Annotated in this window: 24 protein-coding genes; 4 read left to right on the forward strand and 20 right to left on the reverse strand. The window is 64.8% G+C overall.

Translation table 11 applies throughout. The features are described from left to right. Positions 1–74: 74 nt before the first annotated feature. Positions 75–569: a hypothetical protein gene (locus LMQ14_RS12740; RefSeq protein ID WP_267735062.1), complete on the forward strand. Its 495-nt coding sequence runs from the start codon at positions 75–77 to the stop codon at positions 567–569. Positions 570–581: 12 nt separating this feature from the next. Here the strand turns inward: LMQ14_RS12740 and LMQ14_RS12745 are convergent, their stop codons facing one another. The 15 genes from LMQ14_RS12745 to LMQ14_RS12815 all read right to left on the reverse strand — a co-directional run bounded on the left by LMQ14_RS12745 (position 582) and on the right by LMQ14_RS12815 (position 14,316). Beyond that, entirely contained in the window at positions 582–1,232 is a 651-nt protein-coding gene (locus LMQ14_RS12745; RefSeq protein ID WP_267735063.1) for a CAP domain-containing protein, read from the reverse strand. A 26-nt stretch (positions 1,233–1,258) separates the two neighbouring features. After that, on the reverse strand, positions 1,259–1,645 hold the full coding sequence (locus LMQ14_RS12750) for a DUF732 domain-containing protein (RefSeq protein ID WP_420714643.1): 387 nt from the start codon (positions 1,643–1,645) through the stop codon (positions 1,259–1,261). Between the two features lie 10 nt (positions 1,646–1,655). Next, positions 1,656–2,138 (reverse strand): hypothetical protein, encoded by a 483-nt coding sequence (locus LMQ14_RS12755; protein WP_267735487.1) that lies wholly within the window; start codon positions 2,136–2,138, stop codon positions 1,656–1,658. A gap of 104 nt (positions 2,139–2,242) precedes the next feature. Further along, positions 2,243–2,836, reverse strand: coding sequence for a mammalian cell entry protein (locus LMQ14_RS12760; protein ID WP_420714644.1), 594 nt, complete (start codon positions 2,834–2,836; stop codon positions 2,243–2,245). A 45-nt stretch (positions 2,837–2,881) separates the two neighbouring features. Continuing rightward, positions 2,882–4,342, reverse strand: coding sequence for an MCE family protein (locus LMQ14_RS12765; protein ID WP_267735064.1), 1,461 nt, complete (start codon positions 4,340–4,342; stop codon positions 2,882–2,884). After that, the gene (locus LMQ14_RS12770) at positions 4,343–5,494 is read right to left on the reverse strand and encodes a virulence factor Mce family protein (RefSeq protein ID WP_267735065.1); all 1,152 of its coding nucleotides are present in this window, start codon (positions 5,492–5,494) and stop codon (positions 4,343–4,345) included. Beyond that, on the reverse strand, positions 5,494–6,783 hold the full coding sequence (locus LMQ14_RS12775) for a virulence factor Mce family protein (protein ID WP_267735066.1): 1,290 nt from the start codon (positions 6,781–6,783) through the stop codon (positions 5,494–5,496). Before LMQ14_RS12775 ends, LMQ14_RS12770 begins: the two co-directional genes overlap by 1 nt. After that, a complete protein-coding gene (locus LMQ14_RS12780; protein ID WP_267735067.1) occupies positions 6,780–8,051 on the reverse strand; it encodes a virulence factor Mce family protein in 1,272 nt (423 codons plus the stop codon). Before LMQ14_RS12780 ends, LMQ14_RS12775 begins: the two co-directional genes overlap by 4 nt. After that, complete coding sequence (locus LMQ14_RS12785) at positions 8,048–9,076, reverse strand: virulence factor Mce family protein (protein ID WP_267735068.1); 1,029 nt, start codon at positions 9,074–9,076, stop codon at positions 8,048–8,050. The genes LMQ14_RS12780 and LMQ14_RS12785 overlap by 4 nt, the downstream gene beginning before the upstream one ends. Positions 9,077–9,115: 39 nt before the next feature. Next, positions 9,116–10,501, reverse strand: coding sequence for an MCE family protein (locus LMQ14_RS12790; protein WP_267735069.1), 1,386 nt, complete (start codon positions 10,499–10,501; stop codon positions 9,116–9,118). Positions 10,502–10,505: 4 nt separating this feature from the next. Then, on the reverse strand, positions 10,506–11,357 hold the full coding sequence (locus tag LMQ14_RS12795; RefSeq protein WP_267735070.1) for an ABC transporter permease: 852 nt from the start codon (positions 11,355–11,357) through the stop codon (positions 10,506–10,508). A 9-nt stretch (positions 11,358–11,366) separates the two neighbouring features. After that, positions 11,367–12,140 (reverse strand): MlaE family ABC transporter permease, encoded by a 774-nt coding sequence (locus tag LMQ14_RS12800; protein ID WP_267735488.1) that lies wholly within the window; start codon positions 12,138–12,140, stop codon positions 11,367–11,369. A 303-nt stretch (positions 12,141–12,443) separates the two neighbouring features. After that, complete coding sequence (locus LMQ14_RS12805) at positions 12,444–12,650, reverse strand: ferredoxin (RefSeq protein ID WP_267735071.1); 207 nt, start codon at positions 12,648–12,650, stop codon at positions 12,444–12,446. Then, positions 12,647–13,054, reverse strand: a complete 408-nt coding sequence (locus tag LMQ14_RS12810) for a nuclear transport factor 2 family protein (protein WP_267735072.1) — start codon at positions 13,052–13,054, stop codon at positions 12,647–12,649. Before LMQ14_RS12810 ends, LMQ14_RS12805 begins: the two co-directional genes overlap by 4 nt. Continuing rightward, complete coding sequence (locus LMQ14_RS12815; protein WP_267735073.1) at positions 13,051–14,316, reverse strand: cytochrome P450; 1,266 nt, start codon at positions 14,314–14,316, stop codon at positions 13,051–13,053. Before LMQ14_RS12815 ends, LMQ14_RS12810 begins: the two co-directional genes overlap by 4 nt. Before the next feature lie 160 nt (positions 14,317–14,476). Here LMQ14_RS12815 and LMQ14_RS12820 point away from each other — a divergent pair, with 160 nt between their 5' ends. Further along, the gene (locus LMQ14_RS12820; protein WP_420714681.1) at positions 14,477–15,646 is read left to right on the forward strand and encodes a LuxR C-terminal-related transcriptional regulator; all 1,170 of its coding nucleotides are present in this window, start codon (positions 14,477–14,479) and stop codon (positions 15,644–15,646) included. A gap of 3 nt (positions 15,647–15,649) precedes the next feature. Here the strand turns inward: LMQ14_RS12820 and LMQ14_RS12825 are convergent, their stop codons facing one another. Both LMQ14_RS12825 and LMQ14_RS12830 read right to left on the reverse strand, forming a co-directional pair. Next, positions 15,650–17,173 carry an aldehyde dehydrogenase family protein gene (locus LMQ14_RS12825; protein ID WP_267735074.1) on the reverse strand — a complete coding sequence of 508 codons (1,524 nt, stop codon included), beginning with the start codon at positions 17,171–17,173 and terminating at the stop codon, positions 15,650–15,652. Between the two features lie 4 nt (positions 17,174–17,177). Beyond that, positions 17,178–17,579, reverse strand: a complete 402-nt coding sequence (locus tag LMQ14_RS12830) for an SCP2 sterol-binding domain-containing protein (RefSeq protein ID WP_267735075.1) — start codon at positions 17,577–17,579, stop codon at positions 17,178–17,180. Positions 17,580–17,843: 264 nt separating this feature from the next. Here LMQ14_RS12830 and LMQ14_RS12835 point away from each other — a divergent pair, with 264 nt between their 5' ends. Then, positions 17,844–18,236: a limonene-1,2-epoxide hydrolase family protein gene (locus LMQ14_RS12835; protein ID WP_267735076.1), complete on the forward strand. Its 393-nt coding sequence runs from the start codon at positions 17,844–17,846 to the stop codon at positions 18,234–18,236. Between the two features lie 55 nt (positions 18,237–18,291). Continuing rightward, on the forward strand, positions 18,292–19,485 hold the full coding sequence (locus LMQ14_RS12840; protein WP_267735077.1) for a TetR/AcrR family transcriptional regulator: 1,194 nt from the start codon (positions 18,292–18,294) through the stop codon (positions 19,483–19,485). An 11-nt stretch (positions 19,486–19,496) separates the two neighbouring features. Here LMQ14_RS12840 and LMQ14_RS12845 read toward each other — a convergent pair whose 3' ends face one another. Genes LMQ14_RS12845 through LMQ14_RS12855 form a run of 3 tightly spaced genes read right to left on the reverse strand, consistent with a single transcriptional unit; the run spans position 19,497 to position 22,427 of the window. After that, on the reverse strand, positions 19,497–20,267 hold the full coding sequence (locus LMQ14_RS12845) for an SDR family oxidoreductase (protein WP_267735078.1): 771 nt from the start codon (positions 20,265–20,267) through the stop codon (positions 19,497–19,499). Then, positions 20,264–21,337 (reverse strand): 3,4-dihydroxy-2-butanone-4-phosphate synthase, encoded by a 1,074-nt coding sequence (locus LMQ14_RS12850; RefSeq protein ID WP_267735079.1) that lies wholly within the window; start codon positions 21,335–21,337, stop codon positions 20,264–20,266. The genes LMQ14_RS12845 and LMQ14_RS12850 overlap by 4 nt, the downstream gene beginning before the upstream one ends. 19 nt (positions 21,338–21,356) lie before the next feature. Continuing rightward, positions 21,357–22,427: an alpha/beta fold hydrolase gene (locus LMQ14_RS12855; RefSeq protein WP_267735080.1), complete on the reverse strand. Its 1,071-nt coding sequence runs from the start codon at positions 22,425–22,427 to the stop codon at positions 21,357–21,359. Between the last annotated feature and the right edge of the window lie 6 nt (positions 22,428–22,433).

Below are 22,433 nucleotides of genomic sequence, written 5' to 3' on the forward strand. Positions count from 1 at the left end.
GCCGAAAGTTCGGTCCTGCAACGAGTATTCGCATTGTCGGGCAACCCGGCGCCGGGTCGGACTAAAGTGACGCGATGGCTCTCAGGTACCCGGCACGAGCCGGGTGGCTCGCTCTTGTCGCCGCCGTCGTCGCCGCACCGGCAGCCGGCGCCGACCGGTCGCAACCCGTCCCGCTCAACGGCGCCTACGACACCTTTCTCGATCATTCGAGGCAGACGTTCAATGGCAAACCGCGACCTTCGGAACCGTCGATACAACCGGCGAGCTTCACCACCACCTGCGACGCCTCCGGCTGTATCGCGCACTGGCTGATCGACCCGTTGGCGGACAACCCGACTGCGCCGACCCTGTTCGACTACCGGTGGTCCATCGACAGGTGGGTATCGAGCTCGGACTACCCGTTCCACTGCGACGACGGCAGCTTGGTCGACACCAAGCGCTCCGACTTCCTGATGCCCAACGGTGACGGAAGTTTCCGTGGGGAGCGAACTTTCACCGTCGGCGCACCCGGATGCCCCGGCGACGGCCCGGGCGTCTACTGGCTGCCGTTCACGCTGACGCCCAGCTGATCGGAGTTTGCGCTACTGCGGCGGAATCGCGGGCGGCGGATATACACCTCGCAGGATCCACGGGAGCCAGTTGATGCCGAACTCGACCTCGTCGGTCGCGTCGTAGTCGGGGCTGGGATCCAGCGGGATGTTCTGTTGCATTGCCACCACAGGCGGCGGCCCCGCCGTGGGTGGTGTGGCGGGCGGCCGATCGGTTTGTCCGTAGACGGCGACCACGACGGTGCGATCGCGACCGTTCTCCGACCACACTCCGATCTGGCTGTTGGCGCAGTCGGACATGATCGCGAAATACCCGGGGTTGTAATACCACTGGTTGATCAGCTCGACTCCGCTGATCGCGATGGCGGGATTGATCGCCACGGTCTCGGCCACCCGCCCGCGAAAGCCGGCGGCGTTCGCCCGGTCTTGTGGCGTGGACCCGTCAGAACCGATGTCGTCGTTGAGGTTTCGGTTGTTGAGGACGTCGACGGTGTGGCGTTGGGCGGCCAGTTGCAGCTGCGGGTTGATCTTCACGTCGTTGGTGCAGCCGGCTTGGTGCTGAACCGTGAAGACGTTGGCGACCAGGCTGTCGTTGAGTCGCTTGTTGTCGGCCTGCGCCGCGGGCGCACCGCATACCGCGCCGGTAGCCGTGCAGCACAATGCGAAGAGCGATCGATACCGCATGTGGTTGTTCCCTTCCATCGGCTTCGTCAGCTGCCGGCCGCGGACGGCGGTCGGTAATGTGCTGCCGAGTTTCGTAGCTGCCAGATCAGTGCTGGGCACAGCTCGGTGACCGCCTGGCTGATCAGGTACGAGGCCTGGTATTCATCGGTGGTGTTGAAGTCGGCCTTCACATCACCCATGACCTGTGCGTAGCTATGACCCTGAGATACCTTGTCGCAGATCCCATGTCCATAGCTCAGGGCGGCGTCAGCGTTGGCGAAGTGGTAGCCGGGCCGCATCGTCACGTTGACCAGGTAGGCCACCGTGTCGGCGTGCGCGCGCGGCGCCATCGCAGTCGCGAGCAGCATCGCCGCCGCCAAAGCCGCAGCCGCGAGCGGCTTTTCGGATGTGTGGTCAGACTGCCGGCGTTTCATCGTGGTGAGCTCAGACCGGGTCGAATTGCGAGATCAGCCAACGCCCGTCGATCTTGTCGAGCGTGACGCGCACGCTGGACGCGGTGCTGGTCGGCGCGTCTTGACCAACGATGATGGTCTGGTTCACGAAGAGTAGGACGACGGCGTGGTCGGTCGTAGTCGATACCGACGCAGCGCCCGGGACGGTAGCCACGGCAGAGATCTGCTTCTGCTTCGACCCGGGGATCACCACGTCGTGCGTGAGTTTCGTGTAGGCGTTCAGGAACGTTCCGGTCAGCTTGGTCTGTGCGGCCTCGAGTTCCTTCTGCACGGTGTCGGGCCGGTAGGACAGCAGCGCAACGGTGCCGTCGGTGGCGGCCTGCACGGATTCCGCGCGGGCGGCGGCGGTGTCGCGCACGGAGGCGTCCCGCCATTTGAGAAAACCTGCGCCGGCCGCCGTTGACAACGCCAGCGCGGGCAGCAGCGCGTAGGCGATCAACCGCGACCAGCGGATACGACGCCGCGCACCGGCCGGGCTCGCCTCGGTCTCCGGCATGTCGGCCTGCGCGGCAATTTCGGTCTCGGCGGGCTCGGCCACGTGCAGCGACTCGATCGCGCTCATGGCACGAATCCGACGTTGGAGATCTTCACCTGATCGCCGACCTTCTGAACGGTGATTCGCATCCGCCACACTCGCGGAACCGGGTCGCTTTCACCGGCATTCGAGGTCTGCACGGACACTGCCACCAGCGCCTGGGCGGTGTCGGCGGTCTGGGACTCCAGGCCCGCCTCGGTGATGGTGCCGACCGTCGTTGCCTTGGCTTGCTGCAGTACTTCGACGAATGGCTGTGAGCGCTTGGAGAAGTCGTTGTAGAACTCGCCCGTTGCCCCGTCCAGAATGCGATGCACGTCGGCATCGGCATGCCGATAGTCGATGGTCGTCAGGTTCAGCGCACCCTGCCTGGCCACTTGGAGCAGCTGACTACGCTGAGCCTGCCCCTGCTGCGATTGGTGATCGCGAAATCCTAACCAACACAACAGCACCGCCAGTACAACGACGACGATCAGCCCGAAGATTGTCGCGTAACGCGGCCCGGCCCTTTTCGGTCGGGTCTGCGGTGCGCAATCCTGCTCGGCCACTTCGGATTCGGGGAATTTGTCCTCGGGAAGGTCAGCCTCCACCGCCGGTTCGGAATCAGTCAGTACCGACATACCGTCCTCCATCGACATCGTGGTTGGTGCGTGTTGTCATCGTCGTCAGCTCCCCGGTGGCAGCAACATGGTTTGCCATGTCTTGTCTTTCGGCGCGGTTTGAGCCAGGTCGGATCGCGTGTATTGATGGCCATCCGGCCCCGTATAGGTGCCGGTGGCCGGGTCGTATTGGGCGGCGGTGATGGGTGGCGGCGCGGGAGCGGGGGGACCCGGCGCACGCGGAGGCGATCCGGGCGGCAACTGCGGGATGTCCTGACCGGACAACGTGGCGTTGGGGTCGCCCTTCCAGTTGAAGCCGTCATTGAGCGGCACGTACTGTTCGTTGCTCTCACACAACTTCACGGTGGGTGCGCGTTTTCCCGGCACGGTTTCACACGGGATGTTCCGGGCCCCACGGACATTGAGTTGTGAGTCCTGCGGGACCCGACAGTACAGGTCGCCGGCCGGGCGGCCCGGGTAGTCCTCGGCCGTGGGAACGCGCTGCTGTTGGGCCGGCAGGAATCCGGTAGCGCACGGTGGCGGCAGATTGAGGTTGAGGTTGAAGCTCAGGTACTGGCCCCGATACGCCTGCTTGGTGTTGAGGTTGGCGAGGATGCCGGCCTGCTCGGCGCCGATGGCCATCGGGAATACCACCAGCAGCTGTTCGATGTCGTTTTGGTAAGTGACTGCGACCTGCCCGACGCTGACCAGGTTGGCCAGCAGGATCGGCAAGGTGGGTTGCACGCGCTCGATCAGTTGACGCATCTCCCCCAGGGCTGGACCGCCCTGATCGATGACCTGGGCGACAGTTGCGTCGTGCGTTTGCAATTCGGTGGTGACCGTGGCCAAATGCGATGCCCAGCCGGCAATCGCGTCCGAGGTGTGGCTCTGCGAATCGAGCACCGGTCGCGCCTGATCGATCAGCGCCACCATCGGGTCGAGATTCTCACGAGCATCGCTCGCCAGATCCGACGTTCCCACGATCAGCCGGGAAAGCTCCGGACCAAGGCCGCCCACCGCCGTATACGACTCGTCGATGACGGTCTTCAAGTTGTCGTGCGGGATCGCCCCCAAAGCGGTATTCGCCGCGCTGAGAAGGGCATTGATGTCGGGCGGTACCGAGGTATTGGCCAGCGGAATGACGTCGCCGTCCTTCAGCGGTCGCGATGTGGCGTTGCGGGGCAACAATTCGACATACGATTCGCCGATCGCCGTATGGCTGTGCACCTCGGCTTTGAGGTCCGATGGAATGTCGATGCCGGACTTCAGGGACAGCACCGCTTGCACGCCGGTGTCGGTCAGCCCCACCGATTCCACCCGGCCCACTTCGAAACCGCGATAGGTGACATTGCCGGTGCCATAGAGCCCGCCGGACTCCGGGAGCTCCATCTTCACCGTGTAGCGGCCGACGCCGAACAACATGGCCGGCAGCTTGACGAAGTGCAGGAAGGTGACCGCCAGCACGGCCAGCGCAATCACGATGAAAACGGTCAGCTGCACGATGATCCGGCGCGGTAGATGCAGCATCTAGGGCCCCTGATCCCAGTGATATGGCGCGATCAGCGGATTGCCCGGGGTGCCCCGATAGCCTGCGGTGCACGGGCTGGGGAACTGGCCGACGGTGCGACCCCACTGCAGCTCGAGCTGGGTCAGATGGCATTCCCATCGAGTGCCGGTCAACAGGCCCTGGTCGATCCGGCTGAGCGTGAGGTCGACGATCGCGGTCAAGTTGGCGTAATCGCCGCGCTGGAAATTCTGGAATGTCTCGTTCGGAAACGGGAAGGTAGCCAGCAGGGACAGCGATCGCGTCAAGGCCGGGCCGGCGTTGGCCAGCGATTCCAGCACCGGTCCGACTTGCTGTAGCTCCTTGATCAGGTTCGTTTTAGTCTTGTTGACCGAATCGACAGTCAGGGCACTGAATTTACTCAACTGATCCGCCGCCTCGACGAGCTTGTCCCGCTCATCGTTGAGCACCGCCAGGGCGTCGGGAACGGTCGCCAGAGCGCGGTCCAGGACCGCTTGCTGGGCGGCGAACTTCCCCACCACGCGGTTCAGGCTCTCGGTGGCCGCGATGATGTCACCGGACTGGTCGTTGAGGTAGGCGGAGAACTTGTCCAGCTGTGAGATCAGGCTGCGCACGTCGTGCTCGCGGCCGCGGAACGCCGTGCTCAACGCCTCGGTGATGTCCTGTACCTGACCCAGTCCGCCGCCGTTGAGTACCAACGACAGCGCCGCCAACGTCTGCTCGGTGCTGGGGTAGGCGCCGCCGTGCGCCAGCGGGATGACGGAACCCGCACGCAATTTGCCCTGCGGTACTTCGCTTTTCGGAGGGCTCAATTCGATGTGATAGGAGCCCAGCAAGCTGGTGGTGCCGATCTTGGCCGTTGCGTTCGCGGGCAGGGAGACGCCTGCGTCGAGCTGCATGCTCACCAACGCATGCCAGCCCTGACGCTCGATTTTCGTCACGTGGCCGATCGTCACGTCGGCGACGCGCACCCGCGAGTTCGGTTGAATGTTGTTGACATCCGGCATCTGTGCCTGGATCACAAACGACCCCGGCCCCGCGCCCTGGGTTCCGGGCAGCGGCAGCGAATTCAGCCCGTGCCAACCGCAGCCGGATAACCCGGACACAGCCGCGACCGTCAACAGACTCGCCGCGCAGCGGCGCAACCGTCTCATCAGCCAGCTCCCGGCGGCATCATCATGCCGCGCAGTCCCGCCGCGGGGTCGGTCGACACCGTCTCACTCACCGGCACGGCGGGAGCCGGCGGTGGCGCGTTCGCGGCGGGCGGAACGTAGTCGGGGCGCATCGAATCCTCGCTGTAGGTAACCTCATTGGGCCTCGCCTGCGCGCCGACGAAAAGGTTCTCCCCGATCGGCGGGTAGTTGTATTGACGGTTCTTCACAATCGGCGCCATGTACTGCGCGCAGAGTTTCGCCGCTTGCTCGCCGCCCAACCGGGAAGCGGCCTGAATTGCGCCGCACAGGAACGAGATTGGATTTGCCATGTTGCTGCCCGCCAGGGCGCCGGTCAGTGCACCGTTGGCCGGCTCGAAGATATTGTTGAAGTTCTGCAACACCGTCGGGCTGATGTGCAGTGTCTGCTTGATGTCGCCGAGGCTGTCGACCAGCACCTTGCTGATCGACGTGAGCTTGTCCGACGCGGCGCCGATCGGCTCACGGTTCTCGGCGGCGAAGCTCTGCACATCGCCGACGACCGCGTTGAGGTCCTCGGCCGCTTGAGCGACTTTATTGGGATCATCGGCCAACAGCGAGGACACTGCGGCCAAGTTCTGGTTCAGTTGCTCGAGTAGATCCGCGCTGTCATGCAGCGCCGTCACCAGTATCGACAGATTCTTCAAGGTGGAGAAGATGTCTTTGCTGTGATCGCCGAGCGCCGAAACCGCCTGCGAAAGCTTGATAATGGTGTCGCGGATGGTGGAGCCTTGCCCGCGCAGGTTGTCGGCGGCGGTATTGATCAAGGAGCCCAGCGTGCTGACGCCGCCCGGCTGGGTGGGCTTCAACAATTCGGTCAACCGCTGAACTTGGGCGCGCAAGTCATCCCACTCGACCGGCACCACGGTGCGGTCCTGGTCGATCACCGCCCCGTCGGCCAGTACGGGACCGCCCGCATAGGGCGGCGTCAGCTGGATAGCCCGGCCCGATACCAGTTGCGGCGACAAGATCGCGGCCTTGGCGCTTGCGGGCACCTTGTACTTGCTGTCGACCGAGAACGTGATCTTGGACCGCAGCGGCTGCGGCTCGATCTTGAGGATGGTGCCCACCGGCACCCCCCGGATGCGCACGTCATCACCGGCAAACACGCCATTGCTGTTGTCGAAGTACGCGACCACGACGGTGCGGGCGGCCTCGCCCGCGGTTCGCATCGCGACGATCACGCCCGCGACCAGCACCAAGATTAGGGTGGTCGCCAACACGGATCGAGACCGTCGGAGTTTTGTTGTCACGGTTGGCCTCCCGGCGCCAACGCGGGCGGCCCGGGCGGTGGACCGCCGGGCGGCGGGGCCGGGGGCGGCTCCCGGTAGGGGTAGCAGCCGGGACCGGGCAACGGCACGCCGGGCGGACCGCACGGATGGTCGCCGGGATTGCCGGTGATCGCGTCGGGCAGATTCAATCGCGGCTCGCCGCCCTGGCCCGTCCGCGGATACGGGACCGGCAACGCCGGAGTTCCGGGTTGGCCGGTCGGTGGGTCCGTCAGCTGCGACGGGAGCAAGGTGGCCGGGTCCAGTCCCAGGTCGGAGAACGCGGCATTGACGAATGGCTGAACGAACTGCCCCGGCAACAGATTTACCACATACGCTTTGAAAAAGGGGCCGGACGACAGGGACTCGCCCAGCGACATGACGTAGGAGTTGATCAGCGGAATGGCCTTCTGCACCCGTTCTTTTCGGTTCTCGACGATGGCCAGCACGCCGTTGAGCTTGTCCAGCGCCGGCCTCAGTTGCTGTCGGTTTTCGGCGATGAACCCTTGCAGTTGCCGCGAGACCGCCGAGATATTCGTCCAGAGCTGATCCAGGGCCGAGCTTTGTGTCCGCAGCTGTGCCAACACCGCATTGGTGTCGCGCACCAGGGTGACGATCTGATCGGTGCGCTTGGCCAGCACCCCCGTTGCTTTGGCGGCGTTGTCCAGCAAGCTACGCAGTTGGGAGTCGCGATCGTCGAGCGTTTGGGCCAGGCGGGCCACCCCTTTGAGCGCGCTGCGGAAATCCGCCGGTGTATCGGCGAAGGTCTGCGCCATGGTGTCCAGCGATTCGGACAGCCGGTTGGTGTTCAGCCCGCTGATCGTGGTGGCCAAATCGCCTAGTGCGTCCGGTAATTGGTAGGGCGAGGTCGTCCGCTCGATGGGAATGGGCCCCTCGAGCCGGCCCTCACCGCGCGGCAGCACGTCGAGGAACTTGCTGCCCAATAGGCCTTTGGTCTTGATCGCCACCTCGGTGCGGTTTCCGAGCCGAATGTTGTCGTCGACCTTGAACGTGACCAGCACACCGGGCCCCTCGAGCTCGATACTGGACACCTTGCCCACCGGGTAGCCCGAGACTTCGACGGTGTTGTCGGTTCGCAGCCCGCCGGCGTCGGCGAAATACGCGGACACACTTTTGCCCTGATCGAGAAATGGCAGATTCTGGTATTGCAGCGCGCCCAGCACAATTGCGGTGATCGCCACGATGCCGACCGCACCGATGATCAGCCGTTTGCGTTCCGCGCGTGACGTCATTTCGGTGCACACCGTCCGGTGGCCTGACCGGCGACCTTGATGTAGACGGGCTGGCCGCCCTTGCCGTTGACCTTGAGCACGACATCGCAGAGGTAGAAGGCAAAGAAGTCGCCGTACATACCCTGACGGGCCAGTGCCAGGTATTTGTCCGGCAGCGTGTTGAGCAGATTGTCCAGGTAGTCGTGGTCGGCGAGTGCGACGTCCGCGACTCGATCGGTCTCGTGCACCACCTTCGAAAACGGCGCGCGCGCTTGCGACAGCAATTCGGTGATCGAGCCGGCCGCCGCGTTCGTGTAGGCCACCGCGTTGGAGATGTCCGTCTTGCGTTCGGCGAGCCCGTGCACCAGTTGCGACAGCGATGTCACCGCCTTGTCTAACCGATCACTTTGGCCCCCAAGCGAACCCAATACCACGTTGAGGTTGTTCACCACTTGCCCGATGAGCTGATCGCGGTCCGCCAAGGTATTGGTCACGGCCGCGGCCTGATCGAGAAATGACGTGATCGTGGGGCCTTGCCCCTGAAACATCTGCAGCAACTGCTCGCTGAGTGCGTTCACCTGCTCGGGGTTCAGCGCACGAAACAGCGGCTTGAAGCCGCCGATCAGGGCATCGAGATCCAGCGCGGGTTTGGTGCGGGCCAGCGGAATCGTTTGGTGCGGACTGAGTATGGCCAGCCCGCCGGCACCTTCTTCCAGCGCCAGGTAACGGTCGCCGAACAGGTTGTCGTATCGGATCACCGCCTCGGTTCCCTGGGTGAGGGTGACCGAATTGTCGGCGGTGAACTCGACCCGCACCGTCGCGTCCGGATTGATCGAGATCTTTTCGACCTTGCCGACCTCGACGCCGGCTATCCGCACCAGCTTGCCCTCCCTGAGGTTGGACACGTTGGTGAACTCGGCGTAGTACGTTTTGCCGTCACCGAAACGCACCTCGCCGAACACGGCAACCAGCAAGGACGCGGTCAGCAGGCACACCGACAGGAAGATGCCCAGGCGCAGTGCGACGCCTTTCAGGTTCTCCTGCATCGTTTTTCTCCTGCATGTCGATCGTGGGCAGTCACGGGATTACGGTGGCGGGGGGCCTGTTTCCGGCGGCGGCGCGGCGGCGGGCTCTGGCGGCGGGCCGGGCGCCTTCGGGGGCACCCCGGGCCAGAGCGGTACTCCGCCCGGTCCATACAGCGCCGCACCGTACGGCGGTCCTCCCGGGTTCGGCCCGATCGCCGGCCCGGGAATGCACTGGCGGATCGAGGGCGGTTTGGGCTCGGCGCGGGTCACCGGGAAGTAGTCGGCCCAGCAGGGGTGCCCGAGGCCTGGGTTGGGCCTGATGTCGAGCCCGGTCCCCCACCCCGTGTTGGTGACGAGTTCGCGTACCGGGAAGTTCTTGCTGGCATCCGGCAGTGATCCACACCCGGGCTTGCCGCCGGGGCCGCCCTTGGCCGCGACGAGCGGCACGTTATCGGGAAAGACGTACGGGTCGTTGCCCAACAGCAGCGCGACGTCGAGTTGCAGCGTGCGACCATCGGCGCCACCCCACGCGGAATAGCCGCCGTTGTCGAGATACCACTTGGTGCCCTGCAGGAAGCAGGTGTACTCGGGGTTGTATTTGAGGAGCAGGTTCGTGGTCGGCTCGAGGAGGTTGACCGATGCGACGAGATTGTCCCTGCTGTAACCAAGCAGGTTGGCGCCGGAAGTTGACACGCCAATGACGTTGAGCAGCAGGGTATCCAGTTGATTTGCATGGTTCACGACGGTCGTGCTGGTCGTGCTGGCGGCATTCAGGATCGTCAGGATGTCTTGGGCGGCAGCACTATAGGTGTCGCCGAAGTTCCTCAGTGAGCGCCAGTCGGCACGGATGGTTTCGCTGCGCGCGTTGAGCGCCGCCAGTACCTGGTTGAGGTCGGTGGTGGCTTTGCCTATCCGCTCGCCTTGGCCGCGCACGGCATCGGCCACCGCGGTCAGCACCGCGTTCAGTTTGAGCGGATCGATCATGTTGAGCAGGTCGACGACATTCTCGAACACGGTGTTGATCTCCGTGCTGACGTTCTTCGAATGCAGGACAGCCCCGGCGGACAGCCGCGCCCGACTGGGGTTCTGCGGTATCACCAGGTCGACGAACTTGGCCCCGAACGCGGTGGTCGCGCTGATCTGCGCCTCGACATTAGCTGGGATATAACGGATTTGGCCGGGCTCGATCTCCAGTTGGAGGCTGCTCCCATTCTTGTCGTCGCCGATCTGGTTGACCCGGCCCACTTGCACACCGCGCATCATGACCTTGGCGCCGGTGTCCATCACCAGCCCCGAACGGTCCGCGGTCAGTGTCACCGGCACATAGGACCGCAGGGTGCCGTCGAAGGACATCGCCGTCACGAGGACAACCAGACCGATTGCCGCCAACAGGATCAGCGTCCACCACGCGTCGTGCAAACGGTGCGTACTTGGCCCGCGACTCATGCCGCTAACTCGCCAGGTGGAAGTTCGGGGACTGGCCATAGATGGCCAGCGTCATGATGACGATCGCGATCGACGCGAGGACCATCGAGGCACGCACGGCCCGGCCGACGGCTTCGCCGACCCCGGCGGGCCCGCCGTGCGCGGTGTACCCGTAGTAGGTACACACCAGCATGATCATCAGCGAGACCACGACGACCTCAAACGACGACCAGAGCACATCGGTCGGGCGCAGGAACGTGTTGAAGTAGTGGTCGTACACACCGGAGCCCTGCCCGTACACCGCCGTGGTCCCGATGCGGGCGGCCAGGTATGCCGTCATGAGCCCCACGCAAAATAGCGGGATCGCCACCACCACGCCCGCCAGTACTCGAGTGCTGGCCAGGTAGCTGACGCTGCGGATACCGATCACCTCGAGCGCATCGATTTCCTCGTTGATCCGCATCGCCCCCAGCTGGGCGGTGGCGCCGGCGCCGACGGTGGCGGCCAGCGCGACCATCACGGTTCCCGGCTGAATCTCGCGGGTGTTGAAGAAGGCCGACGCGAAGCCGGTCAAGGCTTCCACGCCCACGGAGGCGAACTGGTTGTAACCCTGCACCGCCACGATTGCGCCGGTGGTCATCGCCAAGAACCCGACGATGACGACCGTTCCGCCGATCACCGCGAGAGTTCCTACGCCCAAACCCATTTGCGCGATCACCCGCAGCAGCTCGCCACGGTAGTGCATCACGGCGTCGGGAATCCCCGCGACGGTGCTGACATAGAACCGTACCTGCGAGCCCATCCGATTCCACTCGGCCACAACGGATTTCGCAATGCGCTGGACCTGTGTTGGGCTGCTCGGAACACTGACCGTCATCGGTTCACCTCACGACACCATGAACGGCATACCGACGGCGGTGACGATGATGTTGATGACGAACAAGACGATGAAGGCGAACACCACCGTCTCGTTCACCGCCCTGCCGACACCGGCCGGGCCACCACCGACGGACATACCCTTGTAGCAGGCGATCAGCCCCGCCATCAGCCCGAACAGCGTCGCCTTGATCATCGAAATGATCACGTCGATCGTGTGAGTAAGGGTGGTCAGGCCCGCCACCCAGGCGCCCGCCGAGACGTGCATCAGGAATACCGAACAGAAGAACGCGCCGATAAGACCTGTCGCGGTCACCACCGAACTCAGGGCCAGCGAGATCGTGGTGGCCGCCAGCACGCGCGGCACCGCCAGCGCTTGAATCGGATTGATGCCCATCACCCGCAGCGCGTCGAGCTCCTCTCGGATGGTGCGGGCACCCAGGTCGGCACACATCGCGGTGGCACCCGCACCCGCAACCACCAATACCGTGACTATCGGGGCGCTTTGGTCCACGGTGAAGATCGCGCAGCCGGTGCCGGAAAAATCTGCGGCGCCGATATCGGTCAGCAGGACATTGAAGAGGAAGCCCGAAATCACCGCCCACGGGATCGTCATCAACACCCCGGGCAGCGTCGACACCCGCGCCACAAACCAGCACTGATGCAGGTATTCCCGCCACGCGAACGGTGGCCTGAAGATGGCCACAAACGTCTCGGCCGACATCACGAAGAAATCGCCGATCGCGCGGACCGGCTTCGCCGCTTGGCCGACCATCGTCACCATCGCGCTGTGCACCGCCTGGATTCGACGCTGTGTCGTCGGGTGGAGTTGCTCACGTTGCCCCCCGGACAGGTCGAAGTGGACGAGTGACATCCGCGAGGGTACGCGGCGCTCGGCCATCATGTCCATAGTCAATACGCATGATTTCCGCTGACTGATTCGTAAATAACGAAGCAAACCCGCACTTATGTGTGATGATGTATCTAGTTAGTACCGGCGTAACGCCGGTCGAGTTGCCGCGTGCGCGGCTGTCCTGGGCGTTGTTTCGGGGCCCGCCTCCGGGCCGTGTCGGGTTGGCCGGACAGTTCACTCCGGAACCAACTGCAGTGCCCCCGACGGGCACAGTTTGACCGCGGTATGCACCCTGCGCGCGACATCCGGTTCGGAGGCGTCCGGAACTTCTGCGGAGGCGAGGAGCACGACGCCGTCGTCGTCCTGGTCGAAGAACTCGTCGGCGGTCATCACGCACATTCCGGCGGATATGCAGATCTGGCGGTCCGCGGCGACCTTCATGAGAAGGCCTGCAGGGTTAGCGCCGAATTCATGAAGTCGCGGAAGTACACCCAGCGGCCGTCGCGCAGCGTAATGATATGTGCGAACTCGGATTCCCACTCGTGTCCGGTGGCAGGCCGCCGGAAGCGTTGCCGGCCCCAGGTGGCCAGTTCGTCGCCTTGGGCGATGAACTTCCATGCCTGCATGTCGACGATCTCGATGTTTTCGCCAACCTTGGTGAAGAACATCGTCGCTTCGTCGATGCCGCGGTAATCGCCTGCGTAGGGAATGATCTCGGTGCCGTAGTAGGTGATCCGCACCTCGGGATCGAGATAACTCAGCGCGGTTTGCAGGTCGCCGGCGGGGATCGCGGCATAGATGGCTTTGGTCGCCTCGATGTTGCGCGACTCGATGGTGGTCGTCATGAGAGGTGAAGGGGCAATCGGACATAGGCGTGGGTCAGCAGGCTCGCGGTCTGCTTGGTGCCGGGGTCCTCGGTCAGGGCGATCGTCTGGTAACGATCGAGCACGGCGTTGAGTACCGCCATGACCTCCAGGCGGGCCAGCGAAGCGCCGAGGCAGAAGTGCAGTCCGTGCCCCAGCGACAGCTGCTGGCGGATGTTCGGCCGGTCGATGTCGAGTCGATCCGGATTCGGAAACACCGCGGGATCCCGGTTGGCCGAACCGAAGAACAACGCCACCCACTCCCCTTTGCGGATCAGCTTGCCGTCGATCTCGACATCGCGGGTCGCGATGCGGAACAGTCGTTGCGGTGGCCCGTCGAGTCGAAGTGTCTCCTCGACAAAGAGATTCAGCAGAGTTCGGTCGGCGCGCAGGCGCGCCTGAACCTCGGGCTCCCGCGCCAGCGCGTGCAGTAGGTTGCCGATCAGAAAGGTCGTGGTTTCGCTGCCCGCCACCACGAGGGTGACGCAGAACCGCACGATTTCCTCCGGGGTCAGACGCTGCCCGTCCACCTCGGCGCGCAGCAGCGCCGAAATCAGGTCTTCGGCGTCCTCCACTCCCTCGCTGTCATCGCCGATCTCCCGCTCGGCCAGCCGGGCGGTGTGCTCGGCGAGGCGAGTGGCGAACGTCGTGACCATCTCCTCGTTGCTGGCGATGCGCTCCTCGGGGGTGAGCGATGACGAGAGCATGAAGGCGTTGGCCCACCGCCGAAACCGGACGTGGTCGCCGTCGGGCAATCCCAGCAGGCGCACCATCGCCCGGGTCGGAACCTCGGCGGCGAATTCCATCACCTCCGCGGTCCCGTCGCTGCCGTCGTCGAGTGACTCGAGCAGCTGCGGGATCAGCTCGCCCAGCCAACCCTCGAGCTTCTTGACGCGGCGCGGGGAGAACGCCTGGCTGACCAGCTTTCGTTCCACCTCGTGCTTGGGCGGATCGGTGTTGACGAGCATCAGGCTCGGCGCCGACGAGGCCTCTTGCAGGGGATCGCGCGACGAGAAGGTCGTGCTGTCCTTGGCGGCCTCGAAGACCTGGTTGTACCGGAAGAGTGCCCACGCGGTCACGGGCTCGTCGGCGCCGGGAATGGTTCCCGGCGGCCAATCCCGATACCCCGCAACGGGTGAGAGATTTCTCAGCTGTTCGTACAGCGGATACGGATTGGCGACGCCAACTGGGGTGGGAAGTAATTCGATGGCTGAAACCGTTTCCGAAACGGACGCTGAGGACATGCGATCAGCCTCTGTCAGTTGCGGCGGCAAATCGATCCCCCGTTGGAGGGGACTCCTGCCCCCTTACGAGGTGAATTTCTGATTTCCGTCATGCCACGGCGCTTCCCGGAGGACAGTGAGCATCGTGATTGGTGTCAACGTTGACGATGTCGATTCCGGCATACTCGATCCCCCCGCGCCCAACGCGCTGGCCGACGGCAACCACCCCGGCTGGGCGTCGCGTCCGGCCAGGGAATCGGATGCCGCGCGCCGCTACCGCGAGGCATTTCAGGAATGCGAGGTCGATCCCACCGATGACCCGTTGGCGGTGGTGGCCGAGGCCATCGACACCAAGGCGGCGATCGTGCGTAATGCGTTGGAGCCGCACGGGGATGAGCACGCGCTCAATGCGCTCGACGGGCTGCTGGACCTGTGCGCGCTGGAACGGGAGCTGATCGAGGACGGCGCCAAGCGGCGCACGTTCGCGTTGCTCGCCGTGCAGGAGGGCTTGAGCAAGCTGCGCGCCGTCGATGACGTCGCGACGATCGTCGACCGGGCGCCGCGCGAGATGGTGGAGTCGTGTGGATTCGACCGCGCCGTGCTCTTTCGCGTGCACGAGGGCCGAATGGTGATGGAATCAGCCTATTTCGGTGAGGACACCGAGGGCGCAGAGAAGATGGTGGCCTTCGCGCAGTCGGTCGCACCCCTGCTGGATCACATGCTGATAGAAACGCAGATGATCCGTCGCCACGCGCCCGCGATCGTGCGAGACGCCCGCAACGACCCACGGGTCAATCGGCCGATCATCGATTTCTCGTTGACGCATTCGTACTGTGCGGCTCCGATCATGCCGACGGGCAAGGTGATTGGGTTCCTGCACGCCGACCGCCTCTACTCGGGCCGCATTGTCGACGAGATCGACCGCGACACGGTGTGGGCGTTCGCCGAGGGGTTCGGTTACGCCTACGAACGCACGGTCTTGCTGGAGCGAATGCGACGCCAGCACGACGAAGTCCAGCGTGCGCTGGCGTCCGCGGACCTGGCGGCTCGCGCGCTGCAGGACGCGGATCTGGACTTGCGCAAGATCGAGCCGGTCGAGCGCAGCCCCGCCGCACGGTCATTGGCCGAGGTGCAGACCCGGGTGATGACGATGCTGACGCGTCGTGAGGTCGAGGTCCTTCGCCTGATGGCGGCCGGCCGCACCAATCAGCAGATCGCCGATGAGCTGGTGATCTCGGCGGGCACGGTCAAGTCTCACGTCAAGAGGGTGCTGCGCAAGCTGAACGCGACCAACCGCGCGGAGGCGGCGTCGGCGTATGTGCGGCTGGCCAGTGTGCCCGAAGTAGGTTGATGCTCAGACGTTATCGGCGTTTCCGAGCAAGACGTCGTACGGCTTCGCCTCGCGTCCGCCGGACAGGTCCAGGTGTATCGTCTTGACCTCCGTGTAGGCATCGAGGGCATCGGGGCCCAGTTCGCGCCCGATTCCGCTTTGCTTGTAGCCGCCGAACGGCAGTCGGCAGTTGATCTGGTGGGCGTCGTTGATCCACACGCTGCCGGTCCGAATCTGTTCGGCCATCGCCAATCCCCTGGCGTTGTCGGACGTCCAAATGCTTGCTGCCAGACCGTAGTCGCTGTCGTTGGCGATCGCGACGGCTTGTTCGTCGTCGTCATACGGGATGACCACGAGCACCGGGCCGAAGACTTCTTCGCGCGCGATCGTCATTTCGTTGGTGACCCCGGTGAGAATCGTTGGCGCGACCCAGAATCCCTTGTCGAATGATCCACCCGTGATCGCTTGTCCACCGAGTGCGACGCCGGCGCCGGCCGCGCGCGCCTCGTCGATGTGGTTCAGGATGCGAATGCGCTGGGCCGCGTCGATCACCGGACCCAAATCGGTATCCCAGTCGCGGGTCGGGCCGACCACGATGGTTTTCGCGCGCGCGACGAGGCGCTCGACGAACTCGTCGTGCAGTGTGGCGGGAACCAGTGCACGAGTTCCGGATTCGCAGATCTGGCCCGAGTAGGCGAAGCAGCCGTAGAGCACTCCGTCGACGGCCAACTCGAGATCGGCGTCGTCGAGAACAATCGAAGGGCCCTTGCCGCCCAGCTCGAGTGTCACCTGTTTGACCGTGCCCGACGCCAGCCGCATGATTTCGCGTCCGACTGCGGTGGAGCCGGTGAACGCGATCTTGCCCACATCGGGATGCGAGGCGAGCCGGGCCCCGGCCTCGTGCCCTTCGCCCGGTACGACGTTGAGCACCCCCGGTGGCAAGCCGTTGCGTTCGGCGATGCGGGCGAACTCCAGGATTGACAGCGGGGTGTGTTCGTCGGGCTTGACGACGACGCTGTTGCCGGCCGCGAGTGCCGGCCCGATTTTCCAAATAGTCAGCAGCAGAGGGAAATTCCACGGTGTGATCGCGCCGACGACACCGATCGGCTCGCGATGTACGACGCTTTGACTGAGCACGGGGAATGTCTCGACGGGGGCGGGCCGTTGCCACGCGTAGGTCTCGGCGAGGTCGGCGAAATAGCTGAAATGACTCAGCGCGTAGCCGATGTGAAATCCGGTGGCCAGTCGGATGGTGGCGCCGTTGGACGCCATTTCCAATTCGATGAGTTCATCGCTGGCCTGGTTGGCCGCGGCGGCGATGCGGCGCATCACCTCGGCACGATCCTGCGGTGTCGCGCGCGACCAGGTGCCCCGCTCGAAGGCGGCCTTGGCGGTCGCGACGGCCGCGTCGACATGCGACGCGTCGCCTTGGGCCACGGTCGCGACCAGGCTCTCGTCGCCGGGGTCGAAGATTTCCATCCGCCGGTCGGAGTCGACCGGCTGGCCGCCGATCAGCATCGGGTGGTGCGGGACAGTCACCGTGGTCATGGACTCAGGCCACCCCGCGATCTTTGTCGGCAATCTTGGCGCGGTACATCGGGAACAGCGGCTTGGTCAGCGGGATGAGTCGCAGCAGCTTCCCGATTTGGCCCTTTGCCTTGACCTGGCCCTTGGCCAGACCGACGGTGAGGTTGTAGTCGCCGCGCCAGAATCGGTCTGCCACATCGGCGGGCATCGTCATGGTGATGTCGGGCTTGAGATCGCTTGGGCCGCAGATGACTTGGAAATCTTCGCGCAGCGCGACGGTGAGTTCGTAGTCCGGATCGCGATAGATGACCCGCAGGACGATGTTGGCGGCCCGGAATTTGGGTCCGGACTGCGGGTGGTTTCCCGCCTCGCGAAAGACGCCGCCGATGTACGTGTCGATCTCGCTGGAATCCGTGAAGAAACTCATGATTGGCAATGCAATCACCGCGGCGACGCCACGGTCAGACCCCAAAGGGGAAGTCTTGGTGCCCCGAAGGGGGTAGGCGCCGAGAGCGGCGATGCGCACCCGGGGCGACGAGCGCCGGTATATGTCCATGATCAGTATGTGATTGACCACCGATAAATTCGATGAATAGCACTGTTATCGCGCATATATGCCAAATGATGTATCTTGATAATCCGATCGAAAATCACACCGACGCGGCAAATGCCCCGAGGAGGAGCCGGTCGCATGACCGATACCAAGGAAGTGAGCGAGAAGCTGGTCCGGGACTTTCTGGGATCCTGGCAGGCGCGCAGCCTGGAAAACATCTGCGGCGGCTTCGCCGACGACGCGGTCTACCACAACGTGCCGGTCGAGCCGATCGAGGGCATTGCCGGCATCCGCGCGGTCTTTCGGGCGTTTCTGGACGCGTTCTCCGATGCCAAGCTCGACATCCTCACCCTCGCGGCGGAGCCCGGTTTGGTGCTCGTCGAACGGATCGACTACTTCACGATGAACGACGGCCGGAAAGTTGTGCTCCCGGTGACCGGCGTGTTCGAGGTCAAGAATGGCAAGATCGCGCGCTTCAGCGACTACTTTGATCTCGCGGACTTCGAGGGGCAGAGCGGAATGAAGCTGTAGCCGATGCTTATGGCAGGATTGGTAATTCGCGCGCGCACGAAGGGGGCTCGAGTCGATGGGGACCGTCGCTCAACCCGTTAGGCGCCGCCCGAAGGATCGCAAGCAGCAGATTCTGGAGCAGGCCGTCGGCCTCTTCATCGACCGCGGCTTCCATTCGGTCAAGTTGGAAGACATCGCCGAGGCGGCAGGAGTCACCGCGCGTGCGTTGTATCGCCACTACGACAACAAGCAGGCGTTGCTCGCCGAGGCCATTCGCACGGGCCAGGATCAGTATCAAATCGCGCGTCGCCTCACCGCCGGCGAGGCCGAGCCGACACCTCGGCCGCTGAGTGTCGAGCTACCGGACCACATCACCGCGGCCGTTGCATCGCGGTCCCTGGCGGTGTTGTGGCAGCGCGAGGCCCGTTACCTCAACGAAGGCGACCGCGCCGAAGTCCGGCGCCGCATCAACACGATCGTCGCCGGGATGCGCGACAACGTCGACCTGGAGGTGCCCGGCCTGAGCCCGCAGCACGCGGAGCTGCGCGCGTGGGCGGTGGCCAGCACGCTGACCGGCCTGGGACGGCACAATCTCACGCTTGGAGCCGATGAACTCAAAGAGCGCCTCTACCAAGCCTGTATGGCCGCGGCGACGACGCCGCCCGTCGCCGAGTTGACGCCGCTGGATGCCGCGCGCGACGAGGACGGTGTGCTGTTCTCCCGCTATGAAACCCTGCTGGCCGGGGGCGCGCGGCTGTTCCGTGCGCAGGGCTATCCGGCTGTCAGTACCAGTGAGATCAGCAAGGCGGCCGGCATCGCGGGCCCGGGTCTGTATCGGTCCTTCTCGTCCAAGCAGGCCATCCTGGATGCGCTCATCCGCCGGCTCGACGAGTGGTGGAGCCTTGAGTGCATTCGCGCTGTGCGAACGAATTCGGAAGCCGTGCAACGTCTTCAGGGGCTGGTGCAGGGGCACGTCCGGATCAGCCTGGATGCCCCCGACCTTGTTGCTGTCTCGATCACCGAGCTCCCGCACGCCTCCAGCGAGGTCCGCGACGGGTATTTGAGAAATCAGGCCGACCGCGAAACCGTGTGGATCGAGCTGATCACCGAGCTGGTCCCGCAGACCACCGTCGTGGAGGGGCGAATATTGGTCGCGGCGGCGATTAGCTTTATCGAAGACGTCGCTCGCACATGGCATCTCACGCGATACGTTGGGGTCGCGGACGAGCTCACCGCCATCGCAATGTCAATCCTGACCAGCCGGGCCTGATTCGCGATTGCTCACCACAGCGCCGCGATGGTTCCACCGTCGGCGATCTGAGTGGTGCCGGTGATCATCGACGCGTCGTCGGACAACAGGAAAGCCACGATGCTGGCCATCTCCTCGGGTGCGGCCATCCGGCCTTGCAGGCGCTCGATCATCTTGCCGGCGCCGCCTTCCCCGAGCGTTTCGTCGAACGTCGTCATCGCGATCTGCTGCATCGGGGTGTCGACGAAGGCCGGCAACAGCGCGTTGGCCCGGATGTTGGACGAACGCAGCTCCGCGGCGGTGATGCGGCTCAGGTGGCTGACGCCGGCCTTGGACATGCCGTAGGCGCCGCTGCCGCCCACGCCGATATGGCCGGCGAGCGACGACATGCTGACGATCGCTCCCCCGCCCCGCTCGACCATCCTCGGCGCCGCATGCTTGGTACACAGCCACGCGCCACGCAGGTTGATCGCAATGACACGGTCGAAGTCCTCGACGGTGGTGTCGATCAGCGAGGCCATATGCACGACGCCGGCATTGGCGACCAGTTTGTCCACGCCACCGAATGCGCTGACACAGGCGTCGACCATGCCGATGACCTGTGTCTCGTCGCTGACATCGACCCGATAACCGATTGCGCCAGAACCGATCTCGGCGGCCGCCGCATCGGCCGCGCTGCCGTTGACGTCCGCGCACAGCACGCCGCAGCCCTCGGCGGCGAGCCGTCGCGCCACCGCAAGGCCGATCCCGGCGCCGGCGCCGGTAACGATTGCGGCCTTACCGGCCAGGTCCGGATGGTTCAACCCGCGGCCGCCAACGCATGAGTTCGGATGCCCTGCTCGCGAATTGCCCCGAACATCACCAGGCCAAATCCTGGCATGTCGTCCGAGAGTTTGAGGGCATACAGCCCAAGGTCGCGCAGAATCCACCCCACGGTCTCCGGTATCGGATCACCGGTCGCGGCGCGCCGGGCGAAAAGGCCGCAGGCCCGCGGCGGCCCGGACGGACGCAGATAGATCACCACGCCGCTGTCCTGGGCCGACATCCGGGCCAGCGCGGTGTTGAGTTCGCCGCCGCACCGGCACGCCTTGGAGCCGAACACATCCCCCGTCAGGCACTCGACGTGGACGTGCAACGGCACGGGTACTCCGGCACCCGCCGAGCCGATGATCATCGCCAGATGCTCGCCACCGTCGTGCGCGTCGCGGAAGCCGATGACGCGCGAAACGCCCGCCCAGGTGGGCAGGACGGTCTCGGTCAGCCGGACCACCTGAGGTTCGGTCCGGCGCCGGTAGGCCACCAGCTCACCGATCGAGACGATCGGCAGCCCGTGTTCGATCGCGAATTCGGTCAGCTCGGGCCCGCGCGCCATCAGTGCGGGATTGCGCCGCGAGACGATCTCGCACAGCGCGGCTGCCCGACGCCGTCCGGCGAGGCCGGCGAGGTCGACGGCCGCCTCCGCAGGGCCGGGCCGGCCAAGCACCCCGTCCACCCCGGCTTGCAGCGGGACCACATGTCCGGGGCGAAGGAAATCCGAAGCAGCAGCGGCACCGGATGCCAGTGCGGCGATCGTGCGGGCGCGATCCGTTGCCGAGATTCCGGTGCCCGTCCCGCGGACGTCGACCGACACGCACAGCCCGGTGTTCCGGTGGCACATCGGCGGGAGATTCAACCGCTCGCATTCGGATTCGGGCAGCGCGACCCGCACATAACCGGAGGTGTGGCGAACCATGAACGCCAGCAGCGGAGCGGTTGCGGCGTCAGCGGCGAACACAAGATAGCCGTCGCTGTCCGAATCCTCTTTGACGACAACGGGTTGCCCCGTCGCCATCGCCGTGATCGCGCGCAGCACCCGCATGTCGGTGGTTTTCATCCGGGCTCCCCCGCCGTTCTCATGAACCCAGCCCGCCCAGGAAATCGAGCAACAACCGGTTGGTCTCCTCGGGCGCTTCCTGCTGAATCCAGTGCCCGACGTCGGCAATCAGGTGCGTTCCCCGGTAATTCGGCATCACTTCGGGTGCGCGCTCGACGGCCTCGGCGCCCCAGGTGGTGCCGACGTCGTACTGGCCACCGATGAACAAAGCGGGTGGGGTGAGCGGTTTACCTTCTTGGTCCGCCAGGTCGTGCCAGTCGTTGTCGATGTTGTGATAGAAGCTCAGCGGCCCGCCGAAGCCGGAACGCTCGAACTCGCCGGCGTAGAAGTCGACATCGGCATCGGTGAACCAGGCCGGCATCGTTTCCGGATAGACGAAGGCGTCCTTGAGCTTTGCGCCCTCAGCCATGCAGAGCGGGCCGGCGCGGATCACGTCGATCGGGTCCATGGACGCCAGGTCGACGCCCGCGTCGACCGCCGCCTTGGTGGCGGCCATCATCCCCTCACCGGAGACCGTGTAGGTCAGCCCCAGTAGCCACCCGCGGACGTCCTCCTCGATTTCGGCGATGATCCCATCCTGCGCGGAGAAGTAGTCCTGGTACCAAACCCGGCCTTCGCCCGCGAGCTCGACGTGGTAGTCGTTGGGGCGGTGCTCGCCGAAGGGGCTGCCCGGCAAGCCAATCACGCCGCGACCCGCGAACGGAACGCTGATCCCGACCACCCCGGCACACCGGTCCGGGTGCAGCCACGCGAAGGTCCACGCGACGGGTGCGCCCCAGTCATGACCTATGACGATCGCTTCGTCGGCATCGTAAGCGTCGATGACGCCGAGCACGTCGCCGACCAATTCCTTGATGCGGTAAGCCGATTGCACCCGGTATTTCGACGAACGTCCGTAGCCGCGCTGGTCGATTGCCACCACGCGATAGCCCGCGGCGGCGAGCACGGGAATCTGATGACGCCATGAGTACCAGGACTCCGGAAACCCGTGCAGCAGCACAACCAGCGGGCCTTCTGGGCTGGGGGGGCCGTCTTCGACGGCATGAATGCGCGTACCCCGACAGTCCAAAAACCGATGAACCTGCGCCATCATCTT

This window comes from Mycobacterium sp. Aquia_213, from assembly GCF_026625985.1.
Classification (GTDB): Bacteria; Actinomycetota; Actinomycetes; order Mycobacteriales; family Mycobacteriaceae; genus Mycobacterium.

Bases quoted from the DNA above. Each gene is read 5' to 3' on its own strand.
- LMQ14_RS12800 (WP_267735488.1), bottom strand. From the start codon at position 12,140: ATGGTGACGATGGTCGGCCAAGCGGCGAAGCCGGTCCGCGCGATCGGC.
- LMQ14_RS12785 (WP_267735068.1), bottom strand. From the start codon at position 9,076: ATGCAGGAGAACCTGAAAGGCGTCGCACTGCGCCTGGGCATCTTCCTG.
- LMQ14_RS12835 (WP_267735076.1), top strand. From the start codon at position 17,844: ATGACCGATACCAAGGAAGTGAGCGAGAAGCTGGTCCGGGACTTTCTG.
- LMQ14_RS12810 (WP_267735072.1), bottom strand. From the start codon at position 13,054: ATGACGACCACCATCGAGTCGCGCAACATCGAGGCGACCAAAGCCATC.
- LMQ14_RS12825 (WP_267735074.1), bottom strand. From the start codon at position 17,173: ATGACCACGGTGACTGTCCCGCACCACCCGATGCTGATCGGCGGCCAG.
- LMQ14_RS12740 (WP_267735062.1), top strand. From the start codon at position 75: ATGGCTCTCAGGTACCCGGCACGAGCCGGGTGGCTCGCTCTTGTCGCC.
- LMQ14_RS12830 (WP_267735075.1), bottom strand. From the start codon at position 17,579: ATGAGTTTCTTCACGGATTCCAGCGAGATCGACACGTACATCGGCGGC.
- LMQ14_RS12805 (WP_267735071.1), bottom strand. From the start codon at position 12,650: ATGAAGGTCGCCGCGGACCGCCAGATCTGCATATCCGCCGGAATGTGC.
- LMQ14_RS12855 (WP_267735080.1), bottom strand. From the start codon at position 22,427: ATGGCGCAGGTTCATCGGTTTTTGGACTGTCGGGGTACGCGCATTCAT.
- LMQ14_RS12790 (WP_267735069.1), bottom strand. From the start codon at position 10,501: ATGAGTCGCGGGCCAAGTACGCACCGTTTGCACGACGCGTGGTGGACG.
- LMQ14_RS12795 (WP_267735070.1), bottom strand. From the start codon at position 11,357: ATGACGGTCAGTGTTCCGAGCAGCCCAACACAGGTCCAGCGCATTGCG.
- LMQ14_RS12765 (WP_267735064.1), bottom strand. From the start codon at position 4,342: ATGCTGCATCTACCGCGCCGGATCATCGTGCAGCTGACCGTTTTCATC.
- LMQ14_RS12750 (WP_420714643.1), bottom strand. From the start codon at position 1,645: ATGAAACGCCGGCAGTCTGACCACACATCCGAAAAGCCGCTCGCGGCT.
- LMQ14_RS12840 (WP_267735077.1), top strand. From the start codon at position 18,292: ATGGGGACCGTCGCTCAACCCGTTAGGCGCCGCCCGAAGGATCGCAAG.
- LMQ14_RS12745 (WP_267735063.1), bottom strand. From the start codon at position 1,232: ATGCGGTATCGATCGCTCTTCGCATTGTGCTGCACGGCTACCGGCGCG.
- LMQ14_RS12780 (WP_267735067.1), bottom strand. From the start codon at position 8,051: ATGACGTCACGCGCGGAACGCAAACGGCTGATCATCGGTGCGGTCGGC.
- LMQ14_RS12760 (WP_420714644.1), bottom strand. From the start codon at position 2,836: ATGTCGGTACTGACTGATTCCGAACCGGCGGTGGAGGCTGACCTTCCC.
- LMQ14_RS12850 (WP_267735079.1), bottom strand. From the start codon at position 21,337: ATGAAAACCACCGACATGCGGGTGCTGCGCGCGATCACGGCGATGGCG.
- LMQ14_RS12770 (WP_267735065.1), bottom strand. From the start codon at position 5,494: ATGAGACGGTTGCGCCGCTGCGCGGCGAGTCTGTTGACGGTCGCGGCT.
- LMQ14_RS12815 (WP_267735073.1), bottom strand. From the start codon at position 14,316: ATGTCCTCAGCGTCCGTTTCGGAAACGGTTTCAGCCATCGAATTACTT.